The sequence below is a fragment of the Amycolatopsis melonis genome (assembly GCF_040064235.1).
Classification (GTDB): domain Bacteria; phylum Actinomycetota; class Actinomycetes; order Mycobacteriales; family Pseudonocardiaceae; genus Amycolatopsis; species Amycolatopsis melonis.
In genome coordinates this window covers 25,366-49,830 of the sequence record NZ_JBDZYD010000011.1, presented here as the reverse complement: position 1 = coordinate 49,830, position 24,465 = coordinate 25,366, and the positions used below count along the sequence as shown (strand labels likewise).

The 24,465-nt window shown below is 72.7% G+C and carries 21 protein-coding genes; 13 read left to right on the top strand and 8 right to left on the bottom strand.

What is annotated here, in order from left to right:
• Positions 1–193: 193 nt before the first annotated feature.
• The 5 genes from ABJI51_RS27940 to ABJI51_RS27920 all read right to left on the bottom strand — a co-directional run bounded on the left by ABJI51_RS27940 (position 194) and on the right by ABJI51_RS27920 (position 4,462).
• Positions 194–1,048: a hypothetical protein gene (locus ABJI51_RS27940; protein ID WP_348954031.1), complete on the bottom strand. Its 855-nt coding sequence runs from the start codon at positions 1,046–1,048 to the stop codon at positions 194–196.
• Between the two features lie 262 nt (positions 1,049–1,310).
• The gene (locus tag ABJI51_RS27935; protein WP_348954030.1) at positions 1,311–2,876 is read right to left on the bottom strand and encodes a hypothetical protein; all 1,566 of its coding nucleotides are present in this window, start codon (positions 2,874–2,876) and stop codon (positions 1,311–1,313) included.
• A gap of 334 nt (positions 2,877–3,210) precedes the next feature.
• Positions 3,211–3,525, bottom strand: coding sequence for a hypothetical protein (locus tag ABJI51_RS27930; RefSeq protein WP_348954029.1), 315 nt, complete (start codon positions 3,523–3,525; stop codon positions 3,211–3,213).
• Positions 3,526–3,577: 52 nt separating this feature from the next.
• The gene (locus tag ABJI51_RS27925) at positions 3,578–3,874 is read right to left on the bottom strand and encodes a chorismate mutase (protein ID WP_348954028.1); all 297 of its coding nucleotides are present in this window, start codon (positions 3,872–3,874) and stop codon (positions 3,578–3,580) included.
• Positions 3,875–4,036: 162 nt separating this feature from the next.
• The gene (locus ABJI51_RS27920; RefSeq protein WP_348954027.1) at positions 4,037–4,462 is read right to left on the bottom strand and encodes a DUF1707 SHOCT-like domain-containing protein; all 426 of its coding nucleotides are present in this window, start codon (positions 4,460–4,462) and stop codon (positions 4,037–4,039) included.
• Between the two features lie 160 nt (positions 4,463–4,622).
• On the opposite strand from ABJI51_RS27920, the gene pcrA reads away from it, so the two are divergent.
• Complete coding sequence (pcrA, locus tag ABJI51_RS27915) at positions 4,623–7,034, top strand: DNA helicase PcrA (protein WP_348954026.1); 2,412 nt, start codon at positions 4,623–4,625, stop codon at positions 7,032–7,034.
• Between the two features lie 1,077 nt (positions 7,035–8,111).
• Here pcrA and ABJI51_RS27910 read toward each other — a convergent pair.
• Positions 8,112–8,792: a M23 family metallopeptidase gene (locus ABJI51_RS27910; protein WP_348954025.1), complete on the bottom strand. Its 681-nt coding sequence runs from the start codon at positions 8,790–8,792 to the stop codon at positions 8,112–8,114.
• 807 nt (positions 8,793–9,599) lie between these two features.
• Between ABJI51_RS27910 and ABJI51_RS27905 the strand changes: the two genes are divergently transcribed.
• The 9 genes from ABJI51_RS27905 (at position 9,600) to ABJI51_RS27865 (ending at position 19,715) form a co-directional block, all read left to right on the top strand.
• Positions 9,600–11,429 carry a hypothetical protein gene (locus ABJI51_RS27905; RefSeq protein ID WP_348954024.1) on the top strand — a complete coding sequence of 610 codons (1,830 nt, stop codon included), beginning with the start codon at positions 9,600–9,602 and terminating at the stop codon, positions 11,427–11,429.
• Entirely contained in the window at positions 11,419–11,742 is a 324-nt protein-coding gene (locus ABJI51_RS27900) for a hypothetical protein (protein ID WP_348954023.1), read from the top strand. Before ABJI51_RS27905 ends, ABJI51_RS27900 begins: the two co-directional genes overlap by 11 nt.
• A 117-nt stretch (positions 11,743–11,859) precedes the next feature.
• On the top strand, positions 11,860–13,029 hold the full coding sequence (sucC, locus tag ABJI51_RS27895) for an ADP-forming succinate--CoA ligase subunit beta (RefSeq protein WP_348954022.1): 1,170 nt from the start codon (positions 11,860–11,862) through the stop codon (positions 13,027–13,029).
• Between the two features lies 1 nt (position 13,030).
• Entirely contained in the window at positions 13,031–13,921 is an 891-nt protein-coding gene (sucD, locus tag ABJI51_RS27890) for a succinate--CoA ligase subunit alpha (RefSeq protein ID WP_348954021.1), read from the top strand.
• A gap of 206 nt (positions 13,922–14,127) precedes the next feature.
• A complete protein-coding gene (locus ABJI51_RS27885) occupies positions 14,128–14,901 on the top strand; it encodes a DUF5336 domain-containing protein (protein ID WP_348954020.1) in 774 nt (257 codons plus the stop codon).
• Between the two features lie 267 nt (positions 14,902–15,168).
• A complete protein-coding gene (locus tag ABJI51_RS27880) occupies positions 15,169–16,626 on the top strand; it encodes a cell division protein PerM (protein ID WP_348954019.1) in 1,458 nt (485 codons plus the stop codon).
• A gap of 77 nt (positions 16,627–16,703) precedes the next feature.
• Complete coding sequence (purN, locus tag ABJI51_RS27875) at positions 16,704–17,321, top strand: phosphoribosylglycinamide formyltransferase (RefSeq protein WP_348954018.1); 618 nt, start codon at positions 16,704–16,706, stop codon at positions 17,319–17,321.
• Complete coding sequence (gene purH, locus ABJI51_RS27870; RefSeq protein ID WP_348954017.1) at positions 17,311–18,879, top strand: bifunctional phosphoribosylaminoimidazolecarboxamide formyltransferase/IMP cyclohydrolase; 1,569 nt, start codon at positions 17,311–17,313, stop codon at positions 18,877–18,879. The genes purN and purH overlap by 11 nt, the downstream gene beginning before the upstream one ends.
• Before the next feature lie 68 nt (positions 18,880–18,947).
• Entirely contained in the window at positions 18,948–19,715 is a 768-nt protein-coding gene (locus ABJI51_RS27865) for a hypothetical protein (RefSeq protein WP_348954016.1), read from the top strand.
• A gap of 18 nt (positions 19,716–19,733) precedes the next feature.
• Here ABJI51_RS27865 and ABJI51_RS27860 read toward each other — a convergent pair whose 3' ends face one another.
• Complete coding sequence (locus tag ABJI51_RS27860) at positions 19,734–20,492, bottom strand: hypothetical protein (RefSeq protein ID WP_348954015.1); 759 nt, start codon at positions 20,490–20,492, stop codon at positions 19,734–19,736.
• A gap of 63 nt (positions 20,493–20,555) precedes the next feature.
• Positions 20,556–21,017, bottom strand: coding sequence for a GNAT family N-acetyltransferase (locus tag ABJI51_RS27855; protein ID WP_348954014.1), 462 nt, complete (start codon positions 21,015–21,017; stop codon positions 20,556–20,558).
• A 54-nt stretch (positions 21,018–21,071) separates the two neighbouring features.
• Between ABJI51_RS27855 and ABJI51_RS27850 the strand changes: the two genes are divergently transcribed.
• The 3 genes from ABJI51_RS27850 (at position 21,072) to ABJI51_RS27840 (ending at position 24,465) form a co-directional block, all read left to right on the top strand.
• A complete protein-coding gene (locus tag ABJI51_RS27850; RefSeq protein WP_348954013.1) occupies positions 21,072–21,632 on the top strand; it encodes an HD domain-containing protein in 561 nt (186 codons plus the stop codon).
• Between the two features lie 153 nt (positions 21,633–21,785).
• Entirely contained in the window at positions 21,786–22,478 is a 693-nt protein-coding gene (locus ABJI51_RS27845; protein ID WP_348954012.1) for a hypothetical protein, read from the top strand.
• Positions 22,479–22,869: 391 nt separating this feature from the next.
• Complete coding sequence (locus tag ABJI51_RS27840; protein WP_489617906.1) at positions 22,870–24,465, top strand: DNA polymerase Y family protein; 1,596 nt, start codon at positions 22,870–22,872, stop codon at positions 24,463–24,465.

Genomic DNA, 24,465 nt, shown 5'->3' with positions numbered 1-24,465 from the left:
CTTCACCAGGGCGTGAGGATCGGTGCCTGGTGACGCGGCCACGAACACGCCGCTTCGCTGGAGCGTATGCACATGTCGTGGGCTCTGTGCCGGCTTTTCCGAGACCGGCCCGTGACAAGGCTAGGCGCTCACTCTGCGCACACGAATTCGGCACGGGCACTTGAACCAGGGGTGAAGGGATGATCGCGGTGGGCTACATGTACTGGGCCGAGACGAGCTCGGCTTCGGTGATCAGCCCGCCGGCGTCGGCGACCCGGAACAGCTGGGTGACGCGCAGCAGGGCGCCGTCGGGCCGGTGCATCGTCGCGACCGCGAGGATCGAGCCGTCGGGGTTGATCCGCGTGTCGGCTTCCTGGACGTCGATGGCGTCCATGCCGCTCCAGGTGCGGACCAGCTCGCCTGCCGGTCCGTCGGCCAGCACCGGGCTCAGCAGCGCCAGCGCGCCCGCCGAGTTGCCCGCGACGGCGGCGTAGAAGTCCTTGACCGCCTGGATCTTCTTGGCCGCGCTGCGCGCGTCGACGGCCTTGTCCGGCACCGGCGCCTGGTTCGGCGCGGCCTGGGGCTGCGGGTTGCCGACGGGCGGCTTGGCGGACGGCGCGGTGCTCTCGGCGTGGGCGTCCGGCGTCGTCCCGCGCCGCTCCGGCGTGCCACCGCCGGCCTGGTGCTGCGGGACGGCGAGGCCGCCGAGCTCGGCGGCGCCGGTGAAGCCTGCCGGGGTGGGCTGGGCGCCCGGTGTGGCGGCACGGTGCGCGCTGGTCAGCATCGGGGCGGCGATCACGGCGCCGGTGAGGAGCGCGCCGGCGGCGACGAGCCCGGTCAGCTTGGCGCGGCGGGCGAACCGGCTCTCCGGCTCACCGGGGTCTTCGGCCTGCGCCGGCTCGGGCGTGGGCTCGGGCCGCGGCGGCAGGAACTTCTGCGGGTCGCGGAAGACCTGCTCGAGATAGTCGCGGTCGGCGTCGGCGACGCCGTCGAGAATCTCGGCCGGGATGACGTCCTCGACGCGGACGGCGTGGGGTGTCTCACGCCGTGTGCGCTGCCGATCAAGCACGAAAGTCCTCGCTCTGGGGGTTCGGGGACGGTCACTCCGCCGTTCGGCTTCGTGTCCGTTGGTCCGGACGGCCGGTTCGTGACCGGATTCCGGATCCGCTGTCGTCAGGTAACACCTGTGCGGACACCGGCCACCAGGCTCTGTCGCCGGAATGCCGTCGCCACACGACGAGCGGCAGCTTATGTCACCCACCCGGACCAGGCATAACCGCTCGGCGCACCGCACGTGCATCGGAACGGGCGAACGGCACGTGCAGGTTTGGCTACTGCCCGTCAGCAGTGATCTTGTCGCCGTCCCCGAACGTCAGCGTGCGCTGCTCGATCGTCTTGGTCCCGTCGGTGTGCGTGACCTCGACGGTGTTCACGGTGACGCCGCGCTGCTGGTCGATGCTGATCTTCTTGACCTCGAAGTAGGCGATGCCGGCATACCGCTCGGCGAGCGCCTGCGGCCCGCGGTCGTGCAGGTCGCCGGTGGTCACCGAGGACGCCGCGGCGGGGTCGGTGGTGACGGTGTTGAAGAACTTCTCGGAGTTGTCGCCCATGGTCTGCGGGTCCGGCGGGAAGGAGTACCACCAGGGCGCCTTGGCTTGGGTTTCCCGCTGGGCGGGCGTGATCGGCGGCTTCTGCGGCGCACCGGTCGGCGTGGCCGTGCCGGGCGCGGTCGTCGCGTCGGGCCCAGGGGTGTGCTCGGCAGGCGGGGGAGCGACGCCATCGACGGGCCCGGCACCCCCGCCACTGTCGGCCGTCCCGGCGGTGACGGCCGGCCGCGAGGACCGATCCGGCCCGCCACCCGACCCGCCCTCGGAGGGCGGCTGCAGGTCCCCGGTGGGATCGACGACGGTCGGCGCGCCCTGGTAGCCGGGCCAGGCACCCTGAACGGCCTGGTCCATCGACGGTTTCCCGACGAGGAAGGACCCGGCGCACAGAAGCCCGACGACCACGGCCCCGGAAGCGCCGGTGGCGAACCAGGCGGCCTTCCGCCAGGTCTTGGGCGGGGTCACGGAGGCGGGGACGGAGCCGATGGTGAAGCCGCCCAGCCCACCGATGGGAGGCGCGGAGTAGACGCGGACATCGTCGTCGTCCAGGTCGACAGCGCGAGGTTCGGGCGTGGCCAGCGTGACCCGGGTCCGCCGCGCAGCCCGATCGGCGGGCGATTCGGCAGGGGGGTCGAAGTCCTCGCCGGGAAGGTCGCCGAGGGGGAGGTGGCCGCGGTCGGCCGGATCCTGCGGGACGTCGGTGAGCGGCAGCTTGCCTTGTGCGGTGCCGGTGGTGATTCCGAGCAGTTCGGTGCCGGGACTGCCGAGTGCGGGGCTGCCGTTGGCGATGCCACCCAGCGCATCGGCGCCGGGGCCGCCGAGCGGGGGTCCGCCCGGGGCGCCGCCGCCGAAGCGGGTGCCGTTGGCGGTGCCGCCCGCCGCGAAGCCGCCGGTGCCGGGACTGCCGAGCGGAAGCCCGCCCGGGGCGCCGCCGCCGCCGAAGGGGGCGCCACCCACCACGAAGTCACCGGAGCCGGGCGTCTCCAGCGGAAGCCTGCCCTGCACAGCCCCACCGCCATACGGAGAACCAAGCGGAAGTTCCCCCCGGATCCCCCCGTCGGCGGCCGGGGGCGGCGGCGCGGGCCACCGGTCCCGGGGCTGGGGCAGCGGCGGCCGGGGCACGGGAAGGGACCCGGACATCGGCGGGTCGGCAGGCGGGGGCCCGCCCGCGCGGTGCCGGACGGGACGGCGCTGCGGCACCGGCGGCGTCCAGCCCTCGGCTGCGCCGAGCCGGTGCCGTCCGGGATGCGCGGGCGCGCTGCCGCGTCCGTGGAACTCCGTGCCGTTGCTCATGTGAGTTCGACCACCCGGCCCAGTGGCCCTGACGCCGTCCGGCGGCAGGTCGACCCGATCGGAGCATCCTCACGCGCGGAATCTCGTTCGGAATCTCGCGCAGATGCACGCGCATGCGAAAGTGGACGCGCGGGGCCAGTGCCCCCACGCGTCCCGCGGGCATCGCCCGACCCAGACGCAAGGGTCCTCACGGCGTCAACCCTAGGAGCATCCGGCGGCGAAAGTCGCCCCCAAACCTGCAAGTTGCAGAGGTTTCACTCTCTCGGGCGCGACCGAACGGGCGAAGGTGACGCTGCGAAGTTTCACGCAGCGCCATCGCCGCACGTCGGGGAAATCAGCCTCCCGTGCGGTAACGATCACGGGTGGACTGCAGCGCCTTCGTCGCCACCACACCGCTACCCGCAGCAATGACGATCGAGACGATGTCGAGTGTGGGTCCCCCGACCGTGAGCAGCCAGGCGAACAGCGACGCGGCAGTGGTACCGCCGGCAACGGCCCACCGGCTGCGGACGTACTCCGCGACGGGAGCGCCCCCGGCGCGCTTACCCGCCGCATTGTTGAGCAGCGCCAGATACCCCACATGGCCCAGCGCGGCCAGCACGCTCGCGAGCGCGACGAGGACGGCGATGAGGTTCACGAGCCATTCCATGAACCCAGTCTGCCCGCAGCCGGGCCACCGGTGCCTCAGGGAAGTCCCCGAATTACCGGCCGAGCCTGCCCCGGCCGAGGTTGAGCAGCGCCATGGCCAGCTGCCGTCCTTCGGGACCCAGCTCGCGGTAGCGCGCGAGGACGTCCATCTCGCGGTTGTAGACGATGCGCGTGCCGCCGGCGGCCATCCGCGCGGCCCCGATCGTCTTGGAGACCTCGACCCGGCGTTTCACCAGCCGCAGGATCTCCTGGTCCAGCCAGTCGATCTCCTGCCGGAGCGCCGCGATGTCGTCCCCGGCGGGGGTGTGGTCGGCGGGCTGGCCGTCGGCGTTCGTCGCTTGTGCGTTCATCGGGACCTCTTCCTCGAATCCCGGACCCGGCCCCAGGGACGGCGACAGCCCCGGGTCCGTGGACTCCGGGGCTGGCGGTGATGGCGGTTCGGGCACTACGCGATCACGGGAGCCGGAGTCCGGGTCCCGTAAAAAAATCGTTCCGTGTGGTGCCGCACGAGATCAGTATGGCACAGCGGTTCCGGCGCGCTCGCGCAACGAGCGGACCCGAGCATGCACGAAGAGGCTCACCGCGAGCCAGAACAAGGGGAAGACCGGCCAGAAGAAGCCGGCACCCAGCACGGCCCAGCGCACGATCAGCAGCACCGCCACCGCGACGGCCACGGCGAGGTGGACGCGCAGCGCGGGATGCCGCCGCAGCGCGTCACGCGTGAGCGGGAAGCCGGGCCGGGGCGGCGCGGGCCGCGGGAGATCCGTGGTGAGGGCGGCCAGTTCGTCGGTGAACTTCGCCGCGTAGACGCGGCTGAGGCGCTGTTCGACCTCTTCGAGGGTGAGCCGGCCTTCGGAGCCGGCGGTCTGGACGGTCTGCGCGACGCGCTCGCGATCGGCGTCGGCGGCCCGGATGCGGGCGGGGTTCGGTGTGTTCATGTCCGCCGATGCTCCGCGCGGACGGCGCGTGGCGCGTCGGGCGCCAGGCGACACCTCCGGCTACGCCCGCCGCGGTAGCCGGGCCACCGACGCCGAACCAGCGGACCGGCCGGGCACGCTCTGCCGGGCGCCTGCCCACCCGGGGTAGCGTGGACAGGCGATGGACACCCTCTTCGATCTCCCCGCCGCGACCCCCGTGCGCAAGCCCGCCGCCGGCGGGCAGGCCGAGCTGCTCGACGACCTCAACCCCGCCCAGCGCGAAGCCGTCACCCACGCCGGTGGCCCGCTGCTGGTGGTGGCGGGCGCGGGCTCGGGCAAGACCCGGGTGCTGACCCGCCGGATCGCCTACCTGCTCGCCGAACGCCGCGTGCACCCCGGCGAGGTCATGGCGATCACCTTCACCAACAAGGCCGCCGCCGAGATGCGCGAGCGCGTCGCCGCGCTCGTCGGGCGCCGCGCGAACGCGATGTGGGTCTCGACGTTCCACTCGATGTGCGTGCGGATCCTGCGTCGTGAGGCCAAAACCCTCGACATGTCGTCGAGTTTCTCCATCTACGACTCCGACGACACCAAGCGGCTGATCACGCTCGTCGCGCGGGATCTCGACATCGACCCGAAGCGCTACGCCGCCCGCACGCTCGCCGTGCACATCTCGAACCTGAAGAACGAGCTCACCGACCCGGAGACCGCGGCGGCGAACGCGGGCAACGACCTCGAGCGCCGCGTCGCCGAGGTCTACGGCGAATACCAGCGGCGGCTGAACCAGGCCAACGCCTTCGACTTCGACGACCTCATCATGCGCACGGTCTCGCTGCTGCAGGCCTTCCCGGACGTCGCCGAGTACTACCGGCGGCGGTTCCGGCACGTGCTGGTCGACGAGTACCAGGACACGAACCACGCGCAGTACACCCTGGTCCGCGAGCTGGCCGGGACCGCGCCGAACGAGGCGGGCGTCCCGCCTGCCGAGCTGGTCGTCGTGGGTGACGCGGACCAGTCGATCTACGCCTTCCGCGGCGCGACGATCCGCAACATCGAGGAGTTCGAGCGGGACTTCCCGAACGCGAACACGATCCTGCTGGAGCAGAACTACCGGTCCACGCAGACGATCCTGTCCGCGGCCAACGCTGTCATCGAGCGGAACCCCAACCGCCGCGCCAAGCGGCTGTGGACGGATTCGGGCGACGGCGAGAAGATCGTCGGCTACGTCGCGGACAACGACCACGACGAGGCCGCGTTCGTCGCGGGCGAGATCGACGCGCTGGCGGAGAAGGGCGAAGCCGACTACTCCGACGTCGCCGTCTTCTACCGCACCAACAACCAGTCCCGCGTCTTCGAAGAGATCTTCATCCGGCTCGGCCTGCCGTACAAGGTCGTCGGCGGCGTGCGGTTCTACGAGCGCCGCGAGGTCCGCGACATGATCGCGTACCTGCGGGTGCTGGCGAACCCGGAGGACACGGTCAGCCTGCGGCGCGTGCTGAACGTGCCCAAGCGCGGCATCGGCGACCGCGCCGAAGCCGTCGTGGCGACGCACGCCGAGCGCGAACGGATCTCCTTCGCGCAGGCGCTGCGGGACGCCGCCGAAGGCAAGGTGCCGCTGCTGAACCCGCGCTCGGTCAAGGCGATCGGCGGGTTCGTGGCGCTGCTCGACGAGCTGGGCACGCTGGTCTCGGACGGCGCGGAGGTGCACGACGTCCTGGAAGCCGTGCTGGAGAAGACCGGCTACCGCGTCGAGCTGGAGGAGTCGGAAGACCCGCAGGACCACACGCGCGTGGAGAACCTCGACGAGCTGGTGACGGTGGCGCGCGAGTTCACCGAGCTCACCGCCGAGGTCGCCGCGGACGAGAACGCCGAGCTGATCGTGGAGGAGGGCGTCCCGGCCCCGGGTTCGCTGCCCGCGTTCCTCGAGCGCGTTTCGCTGGTCGCGGACGCCGATTCGGTGCCTTCGCCCGACGGCGGAGAGGAAGGCGACGGCGGCGCGGGCGTGGTCACGCTGATGACCGTGCACACCGCGAAGGGCCTGGAGTACCCGGTGGTGTTCTGCACCGGCTGGGAGGACGGCGTCTTCCCGCACATGCGGGCCCTTGGCGACCCGACGGAGCTGGCCGAGGAACGACGGTTGGCGTACGTCGCGATCACCCGGGCCAGGAAGCGCCTGTACGTCTCCCGCGCGATCACTCGCTCGGCGTGGGGCCAGCCGTCGATGAACCCGGCTTCGCGGTTCCTGGACGAGCTGCCGTCCGACCTCGTCGACTGGCGGCGGCTGGAGCCGTCCAGCCCCGGTTTCGGCTTCGGCTCCGGCTCCCGCGGAACACCGCGGGCGGCGACCACCTGGGGCGGCCGCCGGTCTTCTTCGCCGTCTTCGTCGGCCACGCCGTCGTTCGGCAAGGGCTGGAAGGACACGGTGGCGCTGAAGCTGGACGTCGGCGACCGGGTCAGCCACGACAAGTACGGCCTGGGCACGGTGCTCTCCTGCGACGGCGTCGGCCCGCGCGCCACGGCGACGATCGACTTCGGCGCGGCGGGCAAGGTCCGCCTGATGCTCATCGGCAGCGTGCCGATGGTGAAGCTCTAGCGTTACCCGGACGAGTGAATCCGGCGGCGATCCCGGCGATCGCCGCCGGAATCGTCGTACCCACCCGGTAGAACCGACCCTGTACTCGAACACGAGTTCGACGAAAGGGGTAGGGTGGTGTGGACGCGGTGCTGTTTGGCCTGCTGGCCGAAGGGGTACAGAAATACCTGCGAGGAGTCCTGGGGACGACGGTTCCGGATCGGGGTCGGGAGCCTTCGGGGGCTTCAGGAAGTTCTTCGCGTGCGGGAGCGGAGGCGTGCCGGCTGGCCGCCGCCTGGCGAGCGCTGCTCAGGCAGCACGAGCTGGGCGCGGACGGGCGCTGCGTCGCCTGCGGACGGGGACGCCGCTGGACGACGAGGGCCCGGAGTGCCGGGCGTGTCCGCTCCGCGGGGGGCGCAGGGGGAGCTGCGCCCTGGGGCTGGGTGCCGGTGCGCCGGCCCGCGGAGCTGTGCACGGTGTGGCAGGTCGCGGTGGCGTACTTCATCCGGCGGCTGCCGGGCGGACAGCGCTAGCCGGTTGCGGGCGCTGAGGAGCCGGTGGACGGTTTTTCGCGGCCTGCCGAGGGTTCTGGACGCCGGGCGGGCTCTGGCGCGGCCTGAGGGTGGTTCTGTGGTTCTCGGCAGTCTGTTGCGCGCGTTCTCCGGTGGTTGGCGTGGCGCTGCGGAGGTTCACTCGGCCGGGGAACGTCTTCGGCGTGCGTGGCGCGTTCTGGTGCGGCCTGGCGGCGGCTCTGCGGTCCTCGGCAGCTCGGCCGGGGAGCGTCTTCGGGGCGCGTGGCGCGTTCTGGTGCGGCCTGGCGCCGGTTCTGCGGTCCTCGGCAGCCTGCTCCGCGGGTTCCCCGGCGGTCGGCGTGGCGCAGCGGAGGATCGCTCGGCCGGTGAGTGTCTTCGGCCTGCGTGGCGTGTTCTGAAGTTGCCTGGCGGCGGTCCCGCGGTTCTTGGCGGCCTGCTTCGCGCGTTCTCCTGCGGCCAGCGTGGCGCTGCGGAGGTTCGCCCGGTCGAGGAGCGTCTTCGGTCCTCAGCGGCGGAACTCGGCGCTACGGCAGGGTTTCCGGTCCACTCGGCACCGGAATCCGGATCAGATGACGACGCCGCGCGCGGCCAGCCACGGCCGGGGGTCGATCTTCTTGGTGCCGTTCTGCCACACCTCGAAGTGCAGGTGGGGGCCGGTGCTCTGGCCGCGGTTGCCGATCTCGGCGATCTGCTGGCCGCACTTGACCTTCTGGCCCTCCTTGACGGAGAAGCTGTTCATGTGGCCGTAGACCTGGATCGTGCCGTCGTCGAGCTGGATGCGGACCCAGAGGCCGAAGCCGCTGGCCGGGCCTGCCTCGATCACGGTGCCGTCGGAGGCGGCGTAGATCGGGGTGCCGATCGCGTTCGCGATGTCGATGCCGAGGTGGCTCGTGCCCCACCGGGCGCCGAAGCCGGAGGTGAAGGTGCCGTGGGCCGGCAGGCAGGTCTTCGGACGGGCGGCCTCTTCGGCGGCCCGCCGGGCGGCGTCGGCTTCGCGCTGCTCGCGGGCCTGGGTGATGGAGGCGCTGTCGGCGAGCTTGGCGGCCTCGGCGGAGGCGTCGACGGTGTGGCCGGTCGGCAGGAGTTCCGGGGCGCCCCCGGAGCCCGCACCTCCCGCGGTCAGCGAAGCGCTGGCGTCCTGGCTGTTGGCCAGCGGCGTGACGGCGGTGCTGGAGTCGGTGACCGTCTTGAGAGTCGAACCCGCAGCGGCGGCGGCGAACGCACCAGCCGCGACAGCGGCAACCACGACACGGCCGCGAAGGGCCGAAGAGGGCGGAGCGATGCGGTGCGCGCCCCGGACACGGACGACCGCGCCTTCGAGCGCGTCCTTCAGTGCCGGGGAAGGAGCTTGGCCGCCGGGGGAGCGGTGTGAAGCCAAGACAGAGCCTTCCATCGTCGGGGAGCCGGGTCGGAGGACGCGGGCGGGGGAACCCGGTGAGCCAACCTCGGGGGCGGTTCGCTCGGTGTCCTACTTCGTGACCTGACTGTAATGGGGACCCGGGGACAGTAACGAAGGGGCACCGTTGTCGGCAAGATCTGCCCCCGGCGGCGGCCGATCGGGTGGCAGGCCCAAGGCGATTACCTGTGCGGATTACCGAAAGTTAGGAGGTGTTTACTGCTTTCGTTGTGACTTGCCTTACAGCCCTTGCGGCCCGTTCGGGCCGCCTCATGGGCCCGTGGGGCCGACAGGGCGGGAATAACGGTTTGCCAGGGGATGTTCAAGCATCTTCGACGTCCCAGGCGGCCGGACGAGGCCCTTCGAGGCCCTGCGGTCCCGGCTGGCGCGCGGGTGCGAGACGACCGTTCGGCGACGCATTCGAACCGTTCGCCGACCGATCTTGAAACCCGACGTTTAGGTGTCCGTTTTGGCCGGTTTTCGGGTCTTGCGTCCCGCGACGCCGACGTGATGCCCGCCCAATCACGAGTGATGCCTCTCCAGACACGAGTGATGCCCGCCGGATCACGCGTGACCTCCGGCGAGCCACGGGCCGACCGGCGACTCGCGCCCCGCTGACACCCCCGTCCGCGCCCGGGCTTGCTAGCGTCGCGGGCAATGCCCCCACGCTCAGAACCTCCCGGCGGGAGCACCCCGGACTCTCCGGACGCCCCGGCCACCCCGCACGACCCCGCGGCCACCCGTTCCTCCGGCATGCGGCAGTCGTCTCGCGCGCCGCAGCCACCCGACTGGGCCGAGCCGGATTCGCGCGGCTTGACCGTCGCGCTGGGGCTCGGTGCCCTCGGGGCGGTCGCCCTCGCTGGCGGTGGCCTGGTCCCCGCCTCGCCTGCCGCCGGGCCCGGGTTCACCGCCTGGCCGTGGCTGGCCTTCCTCGCCCTCGCCCCGATCGCCGTCGCCGCTTGGGCCGCGGCCCGGCGACCCGGCGTGGGCGGCGGCATCCTCCTCGGCCTCGCCGCCCTGGCGCCCGGACGGCTGGTGCTGGACCTCCAGTTCGCCGTCAACGGCCCGCTCACCATCCGGCCCGAGCTCTACCTGCCCGACCGCTTTCTCGGCAGCTCCGCCGTCGGGGCCGGGTTCTGGCTGCTCGTCGCCGGGCACGTCCTCACCGCCGCCGCCGGCGTCCTCGCCTGGCGGGCGCTGCGCAGCGGCGAAGAGCCCGAACGCCGCCGGTGGCGGTTGCTCGCTCCGCTGCTCGCCGTTCTGGCCGGCGTCGGGCTGCTGACCGCTCCCGTCCACTCCGAGAACGGCTTCCTGCTCGCCCGCGGCGCCTTCGAAGGACCATGGCCCGCACTCGGCGGCTACCTCCTGCTCGCCGCCGCGCTGCCGCTGACCGCTGTCGCCGCGCTCGCCGCTCCCGCCGAACGAACCGCGCGCGGGGCCCTGCTCGGCCTGACCGCCGGTGCCTTCGCCGTCGCCGTGCCGCCCGTGCTCGGCGGGCTCTTCCGGCCGGACCTGCACGTCACCTGGGGGCCCGTCCTCACCCTGCTCGCCACGGCCGCCATCGGCGCGCTCGCCTTCACGCCGCTGGCCGAAAAGCCGAAGACCGACGCCGAAGTGCAGGTGCCCGGCCTGTTCTGGTGGCGGCTCGTGACCGGTGTGCTGGGCCTGCTGACCGCCGTCGCCGCGGTGATCGGCAGCTTCGCGCCGCAGGTCGCCGTCACCGCCGTGACTCCGGGTGCCGTCGCGCCGGTCCGTGCCGCCGCCGAAAGTCCCGCCCGCTGGTTCCTGCTCGCCGCCGCGCTCGTGGTCGCCGTCCTCGCCGCCGGGACGCTCGTGCCGAAGACCGCCTCCGTCGCGCGGACGCTCGCCGGGGTCGGCTGGGCCGGGATCGTCCTGGCAGGCACCGCCGTCCTCAACACCGCGCTCACCGCCACCCAGGCCGGCAACCTCGCCGGCTTCGGCGCGGAAGCGGCCCCCGCCTTCACCTACGACCTCGGGGCAGGCGCCGGCTGGACGTTCGCCGCGCTCGTGCTCGCCGCGCTGCTCGCGCTCGCCGCCGTCGGCACCGGGGTCGTCGAACGTGAAGACGCCGGGACCGGCACGGCCGACGGCAGTGTCCTCACACCCGTCGTCGCCGGGGCCGTGCTGGCCGTCGCCGCGTTCGGGCTGCCCGTCTTCAGCGTCCCCGGATACGTCGCGCCGGGGCTCTGGTCGGACTTCGACACGCCTTCGTGGGGACTGCTGACCGCCGCCGTGGTCGTCGTCGGTGCCGCTGCGCTCGCGCTGCGGTCCCGGCCGAAGCCCGCCGCCGCCCTGCTCACCGGGGCGGCTTTGCTCACCGGCCTGCACGCCGCCGAACTGCCGCTCGTCGGTGGCACGCTCGGCGGCGCGAGCCCGGCGACCGGGTTCTGGCTCGCCCTCGCCGCCGCGGCCGCGCTGCTCGTCGCGGCGGGCATGGCTCTGGCCGGGGAACGCCGTGCGCCGTGACCGCCCGCGGGTGCTCCTCGTCGAGTTCGCCCGGCCCGACCCGGCCGCCGTCGCGCTGGGCCGGGTTCTGCGGGACGCGGGCGCCGAGGTCGTCCACGCCGGACCGCTGGACACCGCGGAACAGATCGTCCGCACCGCCGAACAGGAGGATCCGGACGCCGTCGGCGTGCTGGGCGCCGGGCCGCCGTCCGGCCTCGCCGAAGCGCTCGGCGACGTCCCCGTCTTCACGGCGGAAACGGCCGCGGAAGCGGTGGAACGGCTCACCGGTGGGCGGTCTCACACCGCTGAAGCACCGTCTGACCGCGCACGGTGACCGACTTCACCAGGTGCGAGGTCCCCTGCGTCTGCGCAGGTCGCTAACCTCGACTGGTCCGACAGCGCGGTCCGGAAACGGACCACCACAGTGGCGTGTCGTCAGGAGACTGGAGTAGTGGACCTCTACGAGTACCAGGCGAGGGATCTCTTCGCCGCCCACGGAGTACCGGTTCTGCCGGGCGCCGTGGCTAGCACCCCCGAAGAAGCCAAGGCCGCAGCCGAGCAGATCGGCAACCAGGTCGTCGTCAAGGCTCAGGTGAAGACCGGTGGCCGCGGCAAGGCGGGCGGCGTCAAGCTGGCCCAGACGCCGGACGAGGCGAAGGAGAAGGCGGAAGCCATCCTCGGCCTCGACATCAAGGGCCACATCACGCGCCGCGTGCTCGTGGCGGAAGCCTCGGACATCGCCGAGGAGTACTACTTCTCCTTCCTGCTGGACCGGGCGAACCGCACGTTCCTCGCCATGGCCTCCGCCGAGGGCGGCATGGAGATCGAGCAGCTCGCCGTCGAGCGCCCCGAAGCGCTGGCCAAGATCCCGGTCGACGCGATCGCCGGTGTCGACAAGGCGAAGGCCGTCGAGATCCTCACCGCGGGCAAGTTCCCGGAGAAGGTCGTCGACGAGGCCGCCGACGTCGTCGTGAAGCTCTGGGAGACCTTCGTCTCCGAGGACGCCACCCTCGTCGAGGTCAACCCGCTGGTCCGCGACCCGCAGGACAAGATCATCGCCCTCGACGGCAAGGTCACCCTCGACGAGAACGCCTCCTTCCGCCAGCCGGGCCACGAAGCCCTGGTGGACAAGGAAGCCGAGAACCCGCTCGAAGCCAAGGCCAAGGCCAAGGACCTCAACTACGTCAAGCTCGACGGCGAGGTCGGCATCATCGGCAACGGCGCGGGCCTCGTGATGTCCACTTTGGACGTCGTGGCGTACGCGGGCGAGAAGCACGGCGGCGTGAAGCCGGCGAACTTCCTCGACATCGGCGGCGGCGCGTCGGCCGAGGTCATGGCGGCCGGCCTGGACGTCATCCTCAACGACACCGACGTGAAGAGCGTCTTCGTCAACGTCTTCGGCGGCATCACCGCCTGTGACGCGGTGGCGAACGGCATCGTCGAGGCGCTGAAGATCCTGGGCGACGAGGCCACCAAGCCGCTGGTCGTCCGCCTGGACGGCAACAACGTCGTGGAGGGTCGCAAGATCCTGGCCGACGCGAACCACCCGCTGGTCACCGTGGTGGACACAATGGACAACGCGGCCGACAAGGCTGCCGAGCTCGCCGCGGCAGGTGCGTGAGATGTCGATCTTCCTCAACGAGAACAGCAAGGTCATCGTCCAGGGCCTCACCGGCTCCGAGGGCATGAAGCACGCCACCAAGATGCTGAAGTCCGGCACGAACATCGTGGGCGGCGTCAACGCCCGCAAGGCCGGCCAGACGGTCACCATCGAGGGCAAGGACCTCACCGTGTTCGGCACGGTCGAGGAGGCCATCAAGGAGACCGGCGCCGACGTGTCGGTCATCTTCGTGCCGCCGAAGTTCGCCAAGGACGCGGTCATCGAGGCCATCGACGCCGAGATCCCGCTCGCCGTGGTCATCACCGAGGGCATCCCGGTGCACGACTCGGCCTACTTCTGGGCGCACGCGGTCGCCAAGGGCAACAAGACCCGCATCATCGGCCCGAACTGCCCCGGCGTGATCAGCCCCGGCAAGTCGAACGCCGGCATCATCCCGGCCGACATCACCGGCCCGGGTTCGATCGGCCTGGTGTCCAAGTCCGGCACGCTGACCTACCAGATGATGTACGAGCTGCGGGACATCGGTTTCTCGACCGCGGTCGGCATCGGCGGTGACCCGATCATCGGCACCACCCACATCGACGCGCTCGAGGCGTTCGAGAAGGACCCCGAGACCAAGGTCATCGTGATGATCGGCGAGATCGGCGGCGACGCCGAAGAGCGCGCCGCGGCCTACATCAAGGAGAACGTGACCAAGCCGGTCGTCGGCTACGTCGCGGGCTTCACCGCGCCCGAGGGCAAGACCATGGGCCACGCGGGCGCCATCGTGTCGGGCTCCTCCGGCACGGCCGCCGCGAAGAAGGAGGCCCTCGAGGCCGCCGGCGTCAAGGTCGGCAAGACCCCGAGCGAGACCGCCGTCCTCGCGCGTGAGCTGTACAACAGCCTCGGCTGAGCATTCCGCGTAACTCCTGGTGAGGCCGGGTACCCCATGGGTGCCCGGCCTTTCCGCGTCCGGCGGCGAAACCCGCCGGGGTATTCACGCGTCTGGTGGGCTGACGGCGGGGGAGTGCGCTAGCGTTCTGCGCACACAAGCCGCCTCGTCTTCGCCCGGGTGCCCGCGCGCCCGGAGTGCCGGTCGAACCGACAGGAGTGCATCCGATGACCTTCCCCAGCGGCGGGCCTGGCCACCCCCAGCAGGGTGGCGGCCAGCAGCCCCCCGGACCGCCGTCCACCGGTGGCTTCCCGCAGCAGCAGCACCAGGCGCCGTCGTCGGGCCCCGGAGGCCTGCCGCAGAACCTGCCGCTGCTGCTCGCCCTGGTCGTCACCGTCCTCGCCGTCGTGCAGTACTTCCTCGGCTTCTCCGACAACGGCGACGTCGGCATCGGCGGGGTGTTCCTGCTGGGCGGCGGTCTGCTCGCGGCGATGCACGCGCTGCCGAAGGGCCCGAAGACGCTGCCGTTCGCGGCGCTGTTCAGCGTCCTCGGCGCGCTCGAGGTCCTGGACACGCTGATCGGCCTGCAGACGACGCCGGGCATCGTCACCGTCATCCTGATCCTGGGCATCCTGCAGATGCTCGCCGCGGTCGGCGCGCTGCTCATCGCGTACGACGTCGTCAAGCCGCCGTCGCCGAAGCCCGCCGCACCGTCCTACAGCGGGCAGTACGGGCAGCCGGGCCAGCAGCAGTTCGGCCAGCCCGCCCCGCAGCAGCACCAGCAGTTCGGCCAGCCCGGGCACGGTCCGGGACCGGTCGCCCCTGGCGGTGAGACGCCGTTCTCGCAGCCGGGCCAGTACGGCTCGCCGAACCCGCCGTCGACCACGCCGCCGCCGGGTCAGCAGGCCACGACGTACGCGCCCCAGCAGGGCCAGTTCTTCCAGCAGCCGCCGTCGGACAACCCGGGCACGCCGCCCGGAGGCTTCGGCAAGTCGAGCTGACGCAGCGCCGTCCCGGAACGCCCGTGGTGACAGTCGGTCACCGCGGGCGTTCCGCGTTCCGGTTTCTTCAGCGACCGGGTCTTCGCGTCAAAGGTGCCGCCACCGAGCAGGTGCGGCATCGAAGAGTTCACGGTCGGCGCGGTCGCCGACCAGGCTGGCCTACCTGCGCAAACCAGCCCGCAGCTGACACCCGACCGGGTGGGTTGACTTCGTCACGCAGGCTCGCGGCGGCGAGCCTCACCCGTACGGACCAGCCCGGATGTCAGGGTGCGGATCATGGACCTGCTCACCGACTCCCGCGAAGAGCGTGAAGAGCCGGTGGGCGACCTCGAACCCGACGTCGGAGTCTCCCGGGCGGCACGGGTCCGGGTGTTGCTCGCCGCCGCCCTCGGGCCGTTGCTCACCGGCTATGCCGCCATTGCGACCCTGCTGGCTCTCGCCGTCGTCACCGCCGGGCGCGGCTCCTTCTCCGGCGCCGGCGTGCTGCTGGCGGCCGCGCCCGGCTGGCTGGCCGCGCACCAGGTGCGGCTCGGCCTCGGTGGTCATCCGCTCGGTGTGTTGCCGCTGCTGCCGACGCTCGGCGTCGTCGTGCTGGCCGCGCGGACGGCGTCCGGCGCCGCGCGGCGGCTCGGCTGCCGCTCGGCTCGTGATGCCGTGCCCGTCCTGGTCACCGTCACCGCCGCGCATGCCCTGTTCGGGCTGGCCGTCGCGCTCGGGGCGCGTGGCTCGTCCGTCACGGCCGACCCGGTGGCCGCCTTCGCGGTGCCCGGCCTGCTCGCCGCCGCCGCTGCGTTCGCGGGCGTCGTCCGGACGTGCGGGCTGCCGGAGGTGCTCGCCGAGCGGCTCGACCCGCTGGCCCTGCGCGGCCTCCGGGCCGGCGCGCTGGGCCTCGCGGTGTTCCTGGCCTGCGGAGCCGCCGTCTTCACCGTCGCGACCGCGGTGTCCTGGACGACCGTGTCCGGCATCTTCGAACCCGCGCTCGGCAGCAGCTTCGGGCTCTTCGTCCTCTCCGTGCTGTACCTGCCGAACGCCGTCACGGCCACGCTGTCGTTCCTCACCGGGCCCGGCTTCTCGATCGGCGACCTGCACGTCGGGATGTTCGGCTACCGCGGCGGCGCCGTGCCCGGCGTCCCGCTCCTCGGCGGCCTGCCCGAACACCACTCCGCGTGGTGGTCCGCCCTGCTCGTGCTGCCCGCGGCGACCGGCGTGCTGATCGGCTGGACACTACGCAAGGTCGACGCCGACCCCGCGCAGCGCATCCGCGCGGTCGCCGTGGCCGGTGCCGTCGTCGCGCTCGGCTGCGTGCTGCTGGGCACGCTGGCAGGCGGCCGGCTCGGCGACGGCCCATTCGACCCGGTGAGCGTCCCGGTCGGCGTCGCCTCGGTCGTCGCGTTCTGCTGGATCGTCATCCCGGGCTCGTTCGCCGCGTTCTTCGCCGGCGAGCACGAGCCGCCCGCGCCGCCGCCCGAAGCGCTCGAAGACAACCAGGCGTTCGAGGACGCCGAAGCCGTCGACGCCGAAGCCGCGTCCGAAGCCGTCGAAGAGCTGGAAGCGTCCGAAGAGGACGAAGAAGACGAAGAGGGCGAAGAGCCGGAAGAAGTCCCCGAAGAAGAACCCGCTGAAGACGCCGAACCGGGCCTCGACGACGAGCCCGAAACCCCGGAAGCTGTGACCGGAGGCACCGAGACCTGCGGCGACGTCGAGCCGGACTCCGGCGACCGTTAGGGTTGAGGCGACCTGGTGAAGCGCCGTGCGCCCGGCTGCGCACCGCCCGCGGCAAGGAGCCCGCTCTGTCTCAACGGTTGGAGCTGCCCACTCCGGTGAAGCTCGTCGTGCTCGCGTCGGGCTCCGGCACCCTCCTACAGGCCGTCCTGGACGCCACCGGGCGGTCCGGCTTCCCGGCCAAGGTCGTCGCCGTCGGCGCCGACCGCACCGGCATCGAGGCCCTCGCCCGCGCCGAACGGCTGAGCATCCCGTCGTTCACCGTCCGCGTCGCCGACCACCCCGACCGGGCCGCCTGGGACAAGGCGCTGACCGAGGCGGTCGCCGCGTACCGGCCCGACCTGGTCGTCTCGGCGGGCTTCATGAAGATCCTCGGCGAGCAGTTCCTCGGCCGGTTCACGGTGATCAACACGCACCCGGCGCTGCTCCCGTCCTTCCCCGGGATGCACGCGGTGCGCGACGCCCTCGAAGCCGGGGTGAAGGTCACCGGCTCGACTGTGCACTTCGCGGACGCCGGGGTCGACACCGGGCCGATCATCGCCCAGGAAGCGGTCGTCGTGGAAAGCGACGACACCGAAGACGTCCTGCACGAACGGATCAAGGCCGTCGAACGCAGGCTGCTGGTGGAAACGATCGAGCGACTCGGCCGCGGTGGCTGCACCGTGGACGGACGAAAGGTGACATTTCGTGAGCACTGACCTGGGACGGCGCCCGGTCCGCCGGGCGCTGATCGGCGTCTCGGACAAGGCGGGCCTCCTGGACCTCGCGACCGGCCTGCACGCGGCCGGCGTCGAGATCGTCTCCACCGGCGGCACGGCGAAGGTCATCGCCGACGCGGGCGTCCCGGTCACGCCGGTCGAGGAGGTCACCGGCTTCCCCGAGTCGCTCGACGGCCGCGTCAAGACGCTGCACCCGCGCGTCCACGCCGGCCTGCTCGCCGACCAGGGCAACCCCGACCACGTCGAGCAGCTGCGCAAGCTCGACATCGCGGCGTTCGACCTGCTGGTCGTGAACCTCTACCCGTTCGCGCAGACCGTCGCGTCCGGCGCGAGCCCCGAGGACTGCGTCGAGAACATCGACATCGGCGGCCCGGCGATGGTCCGCGCGGCGGCGAAGAACCACGGCAGCGTCGCGGTCGTCGTCGACCCGGCCCGCTACGCGTGGGTGCTCGAGCGCGTCGCCGACGGCGGGTTCGACTTCGAGGACCGCAAGCGCCTCGCCGCGCAGGCGTACGCGCACACGGCGGCGTACGACACGGCGGTCGCTTCGTGGTTCGCCAGCGCGTACGCTCCCGACGAGAACGCTGCCGACGTCGGCTTCCCGGACTTCCTCGGCGCCACCTGGGAACGCGCCGACGTCCTGCGCTACGGCGAGAACCCGCACCAGAAGGCCGCGCTGTACAAGAGCGACCGGCCCGGTCTCGCGCACGCCGAGCAGCTGCACGGCAAGGCCATGTCGTACAACAACTACGTCGACACCGACGCCGCGCGCCGCGCCGCGTTCGACTTCGCCGAGCCCGCCGTCGCGATCATCAAGCACGCCAACCCGTGCGGCATCGCGATCGGCGTGGACGTCGCCGAAGCGCACCGCAAAGCCCACGCATGCGACCCGGTTTCGGCCTACGGCGGCGTGATCGCGACGAACCGGCCGGTCAGCCGCGAGGCCGCCGAGCAGATTGCCGAGGTCTTCACCGAGGTCGTGCTGGCGCCGGACTTCGACGCCGAGGCGCTGGAGATCCTGCAGCGCAAGAAGAACATCCGGCTGCTGAAGCTGCCCGAGGCCCCGGCGCCGAAGGTCGAGTTCCGCCCGATCTCCGGTGGCGTCCTGCTGCAGACGGTCGACGCGATCGACGCGCCGGGCGACAACCCGGCGTCGTGGACGCTGGCAACCGGCAGCCCAGCCGACGAGCAGACCCTGCGCGACCTGGAATTCGCGTGGCGCTCGCTGCGCGCGGTCAAGTCGAACGCGATCCTGCTGGCCGCCGACGGCGCGACCGTCGGCGTCGGCATGGGCCAGGTCAACCGCGTCGACTCCTCGCGGCTCGCGGTGTCGCGCGCGGGTGACCGGGCCAAGGGCTCGGTCGGCGCGTCGGACGCGTTCTTCCCGTTCCCGGACGGCCTGGAAGTGCTGGTCGAGGCGGGGGTCCGCGCGATCGTGCAGCCCGGCGGCTCGGTCCGCGACCCCGAGGTCATCGCGGCCGCGGAGAAGGCCGGTGTCACGATGTACCTGACGGGGACGCGCCACTTCGCGCACTGACCGCTCGCGGGGGCTCCGGGGCGAAGCCCCGGATGTCACCGACCCCGCGCTTCGAGAGGGAGGGCTCGATGCAGCAGCCGCCGCCGTACGGCCAGCAGCCGCCGTACGGCCAAGGTCAGCAGGGGTACCCGGGCTATCCGCAGCAGCCCGGGTACCCACCCCCGCAGGGCTATCCCCAGGGCTACCCACCGGGGTATCCGCCCGCCGGTTACGGCCCGCCGATGCGGCCGCCGAAGAAGAAGCGCACCGGGCTGATCTTCGGCATCATCGGCGGCGTGGTCGTCCTGCTCGGCGCGGGCATCCCCCTCGCGATCTTCGCGAGCGACTACTTCAAGAGCACCGGCGCGACACCGTCGTCGTCGCCGGTGCCCGCCGAATGCCAGCTGCCGCCGGAGGTCCTGGCGAAGGCCGGTTACCCGAGCTTCGTCCTCGGCGGCCCGTCCGCCCAGAACGTGCCGGGCCTCAAGGACATGGGCTGCAACTGGAAGCCGGGGCCGGACGAGAACGTCCGCGACGCCCAGCTGCACGTCCAGATCACGCGCTACTCCGGGCCGGACGGGCGACGGCGGGCGGGCGAGGCGTTCATGCCGACGAAGCCGGAGATCGCCCCCACCGACGTCCGCGGCATCGGCGACAAGGCGGCACTGGTCCGGCTGGCCACCGACAGCGCCTTCAGCGGCGCCGAACTGCACGTCCTGAAGGGCTCGACCGTCGTCATCGTCGAGGTGTCCGGCTGGGACAAGGGATTCTTCTCGAACTCCCCGATGCCCCAGCAGGAGTCCGACGCCACCGTGCAGGCGATCGGCGCGGAGATCGTCAAGAAGCTGCCGGGCTAGCCGCCGCGGCAGACCTCGCTACGCGGGCGCGGGCAGCGTCTTGCAGAGCGCGACCGGGAACTTCGGGTCCGCGGCCCGGATCTCCGCGCACCCGGCCGAGCGGACCTGCGCGAACGACGTCCAGCCCGCGTCGCTCCAGCGGAACACCGCGCGGGACGGCGGGTCGGCCTGGCGGACGAGCAGGTCGACGACCAGCCAGTCCGGATCGCACACCCGCGTCGTGCCCGCGCTTTCGGCGCCCGCGGCGGACACCGCGGCACCGATCCACGCGGGATCGCAGTGGTCGGCGGGCGGGGCGCAGGTGCCCTGGCGGTCGCAGTGCCCCCAGCCGGCGCCGAGCTTGTGCCAGGCGTTGCCGGTGTCGCCGTTGAGGATCACCGTCCGGTCCTTGATCGCGGCCGTCGTGGACAGCCGCAGCTCGGCGGGCACCTTGTCCTGGCAGCCGCCCGCCGCGGGCCGCGTCGAGTAGACGACGTCGGCGCGGATGTCCGTCTTCGCCTCCACGATCTGCTCGATCCGCGGCTCACGGACGCAGCCGGGGTCCTTGCCGGGCAGCGCGACCTGCACGAACAACGTCGTGTCGTCCGGGCCGGGACGGATCCCGGTCACGTCGGCGCGGAACGAGCGCCACTCCGCGCCCATGGTCGTCGGCGGCGGCGCCGCGGCCGTGGCGCCGGGCACCCCGTTGCCGGCGGTCAGCACGACGGCGACCACCGCTCCCGCCGCGACGAGCGCACCGGCGATCCACAGGATCGGCCGTCTCCGCCGTTCGGTCATCGCCACCCCCCAAAGTCCACCGGCAATCTAGCCGACCACGGTCCGTCCGGGTGGCGGACCGGGTTATTGCCGGGCTTTTTCCAGATGGACCGCGCCACGGATGTGGCCGTCGACCGCGGGTGCGTCGGTGAGCCGGTAGCCGGCACGCTGGTAGAGCGCGATGTTGCGGGTGCTGCGCGCGCCGGTGAACAGGACGAACCGCCGCGCTTCGGCGGGCGCCCCGGCTTCGGCGTGGGCGAGCAGCCGCCGTCCCAGCCCGCGTCCGGCCAGGTCCGGCGCGACCATCAGCCTGCCGATCTCCCAGCGGTCACCGTCGAGCCGCGCCCGCACGCCGCCGACCAGCCGGTGCCCGTCCCGCAGCACCCACACCGACCAGGTCTTCGTCCAGTCGCGCACGTCTTCGAGGGTTTCGTGCAGGGCCGGGATGTCGAGGGTGTCGTTGAGGATCGCTTCCTGGACCCAGCAACACCGTTGCAGGACAAGCAGTTCGGGACAGTCCTCGGGCCGGGCGTCGATCAGCTCCACGCCCGTCTGTCTAGTGACGGGCGGCGCCGGGGGCAACTTCATTACCGTGGCGGGGTGACCGATCGGCTGCGCAGTGCCCTCGACGCCCCCGGCTTCGCCCCGCTGCCCGGCCGGGCCCGCGTGCTGCTGGAAGAGCTTGGTGCGCAGCCACGGCTGGGCGCGCACCTGCGCGTGGTGCACGACGTCGCCGTCGCGCTGACCGGCTGGGCGCGTCCGCGGGCCGCCTTCGACGTGACCGTCGTCCTCTTCGGCGCGGCCACGCACGACATCGGGAAGATCCGGCACCCCGAGGAGCTGTCCGGGCCGGGGGCGCGGCACGAGCCCGCGGGGTACTCGATGCTGCTGGAGCAGGGTGTCGAGGAGGCTTCGGCGCGGTTCGCGCGGACGCACGGTTCGTGGGACGCGCCGGACGTCACGCTCGAAGACCTGCTCGTCTCGCTGGCGGACAAGGTGTGGAAGGGGAAGCGGGTTCCCGGGCTGGAGGAGCGGGTCGCCGGGCTGCTCGGCGGGCCGCGCTGGGAGACGTTCCTGGCCCTGGACGACGAGCTGGAACGCCTTGCCGCGGGGGCGGACGCTCGGCTGGCTTTCCAGGCTTCGTACCCCACCATCGAGTGACTTGACAGGTCCGCCGGTTCGCGATTGACTGGGTTACGTCGAACACGTGTTCGACGTAACCGCCGCCTTCCCCGCGGCGGGCCAGGTGTCGGCGGTCGTGTTTTGGGAGAGGCCCGGCCGCCGGCGTGAGTCCGTGGTGGGGAGGTGCGTGCGGTGACCGCTGTGGTGGAGCCGCCGGTGGCCCGGCTGGCGGCCCTGCCCGGGGTCAGCACGGCAAGCCGGGTGGCAGCCCGGGCCGAGCGGGCCGGCGTGCCGGGAAGGGTGCTCCCGGTCGCGCCGGCGCTGGCCGGGCTGCTGCCCGCCGCCGGGCTCCGGCGCGGGAGCACGGTGGCGGTGCACGGGGCCACGTCGCTGCTGCTCGCGCTGCTCGCCGAGGCCACGAAGGCGGGATCGTGGGCCGCGGTGGTCGGCATGCCGTCGCTGGGGGTGGCGGCGGCGGCCGAGTACGGCGTGACCCTGAGCCGGCTGGCGCTGGTTCCGCGCCCGGGCGTGGAACTGCCGTCGGTGGTGGCGGCCCTGCTGGACGGCGTGGACGTGGTGGCGGTCCAGCCACAGACGCTCCAGCCCGCCGTGGCGCGCCGGCTGTCGGCCCGTGCCCGCCACCGCGGGGCGGTCCTGCTGGCAGCGGGGGCATGGCCGGGAGCGGACGTCGAGCTGTCGTGCCGCCGCGACTCCTGGACGGGCCCGTCCGAGGGGTACGGGCACCTGACCGAGCGCCCGGTCCAGGTCCGAGCCCACGGCCGAGGCGCGGCAGCCCGCCCGGCCACGGCCACCCTCCACCTCCCGTCGGCCACCGGCTTGCCGACGCTCCTGACCACGCAGTCCCGCACCGAGGCAACGGCATGAGCCGCATTCGTCCACAGTGGACTCCCGCCGGAAACCCCCAACCCGCGATCCGACCCTCCAGGTACGCGAGCCGACTCTCCGGGTACGCGTGTCGACTCTCCGGGTACGCGTGTCGACCCTCCAATCACGCGAGTCGACCCTCCAGGTACGCGAGCCGACCCTCCGGGTCCGCGAGTCGTCCCTTCAAGCACGCGTGTCGACTCTCCAATCACGCGAGTCGGCTCTCCAGTCACGCGAGTCGACTCTCCGGGTACGCGTGTCGACTCTCCGGGTACGCGTGTCGACCCTCCAATCACGCGAGTCGACCCTCCAATCACGCGAGTCGGCTCTCCAGCCACGCGCGCCGCCCCCTCGGCCACGCCCACCCGCGCGGGCCGCTCGGGGAGGTCCCATGACCGTCCCAGCTCAGCGCGGCACCTCCGCCGTCCCCACCCGGATGCTGGTCCTCTGGTGCCCGGACTGGCCCGTGGTCGTCGCCGCCGCCGTCAGTGGGGTTGCCGTCACCGCGCCCGCTGCCGTCATCAGCGCGAACCGGGTTGCCGCCTGCAACGCCGTTGCGCGCCGGAGTGGTGTGCGGCGGGGGATGCGGCGGCGGGAAGCCGAGTCGAACTGTCCGGAGCTGGCCGTCTTTCCCGCCGACGACGGCCGGGACGCTCGGCTCTTCGAGGCCGTTGCGCGGGCCGTCGAGGCGCTCGTCGTCGGGGTCGAGGTTGTACGGCCGGGCCTGGTTGCCGTGCCCGTTGCCGGGGCCGCGTCCTACTTCGGCGGTGAGCACGCCCTCGTCGAACGGCTTCTCGACGAGGTGCCCGTCGAGTGTCAGGTCGGCGTTGCCGAAGGGCTCTTCGCCGCGACGCTCGCCGCGCGGTGCGGGCAGTTCGTTGAACCCGGGCGGGCCGCCGACTTTCTCGCGCCGCTGCCCGTCACCGAACTCGACCAGCCGGGGGCCGACCGTGCGGAGCTCGTCGACCTGTTGCGCCGCCTCGGGTTGAAGACGCTCGGGGCCTTCGCCGCCCTGCCGGAACGGGACGTCGTCAACCGCTTCGGTGCCGACGGCCTGCTCGCCCACCGGCTCGCGCGCGGGCTTTCCGAACGGCCGCCGCTGCGGCGCCGTCCGCCGCCGGAGCTGACGCTGGTCGAGGAGTTCGATCCGGTTGTCGAGCGGGTCGACGTCGCCGCGTTCCTCGCCAAGGGCCTGGCGGCGCGGTTCTGCGCGGGACTCGCCGCGCACGGCCTGGCCTGCACCCGCCTCGGCATCCACGCCGTCACCGAAGACGGCGAGCACCTCGGCCGGGTGTGGCGGTGCGCCGAGCCGCTGACGCCCGGCGGCGTCGCCGATCGCGTGCGCTGGCAGTTCGAGGGCTGGCTGCGCGCGGCGCCGGGGGAGCGCCCGACGTCCGGCGTGGTGCGGCTGCGGCTGGAGCCGGAAGAGACCGTCGAAGGCCGGTCGTTGCAGCTCGATCTGTGGCGCAACGGCGGTTCCGCCGAGGACGACGAGCGCGCCGCCCGCGCGTTCGTCCGGGTCCAGGGCCTGCTCGGGCCGGACGGCGTGCTGACCCCGGTGCTCGACGGCGGCCGCGACCCGGCGGGCCGGGTCCGGCTGGTGCCCTGGGGCGACCCGCGCGAGCGCACGACACCGCCGGACGCGACCTGGCCGGGACGCCTGCCGTCCCCGTCCCCGGCGACGGTCCTCGACCGGCCGGTGCCCGCCCAGGTCTTCGACGCCCAGGGCAGGCCGGTCGGCGTCACGGACCGCTTCCAGGTGACGGCCCCGCCGCACCGGCTGACCATCGCGGGCGGCGCAGGCCGCGACGTCGTGGGCTGGGCCGGTCCCTGGCCCGCCGCGGGCGACCGCCGCCGCCCGGGTCCGCCGCGAGCGCGGCTGCAACTGGTGCTGGCCGGCGGAACCGACGAGCCGCCCGAGGCGGTGCTGGTGCACTGCGCGGGCCTGGAAAATCCACTGTGGACGGTCGAGGGAGTGTACGACTGA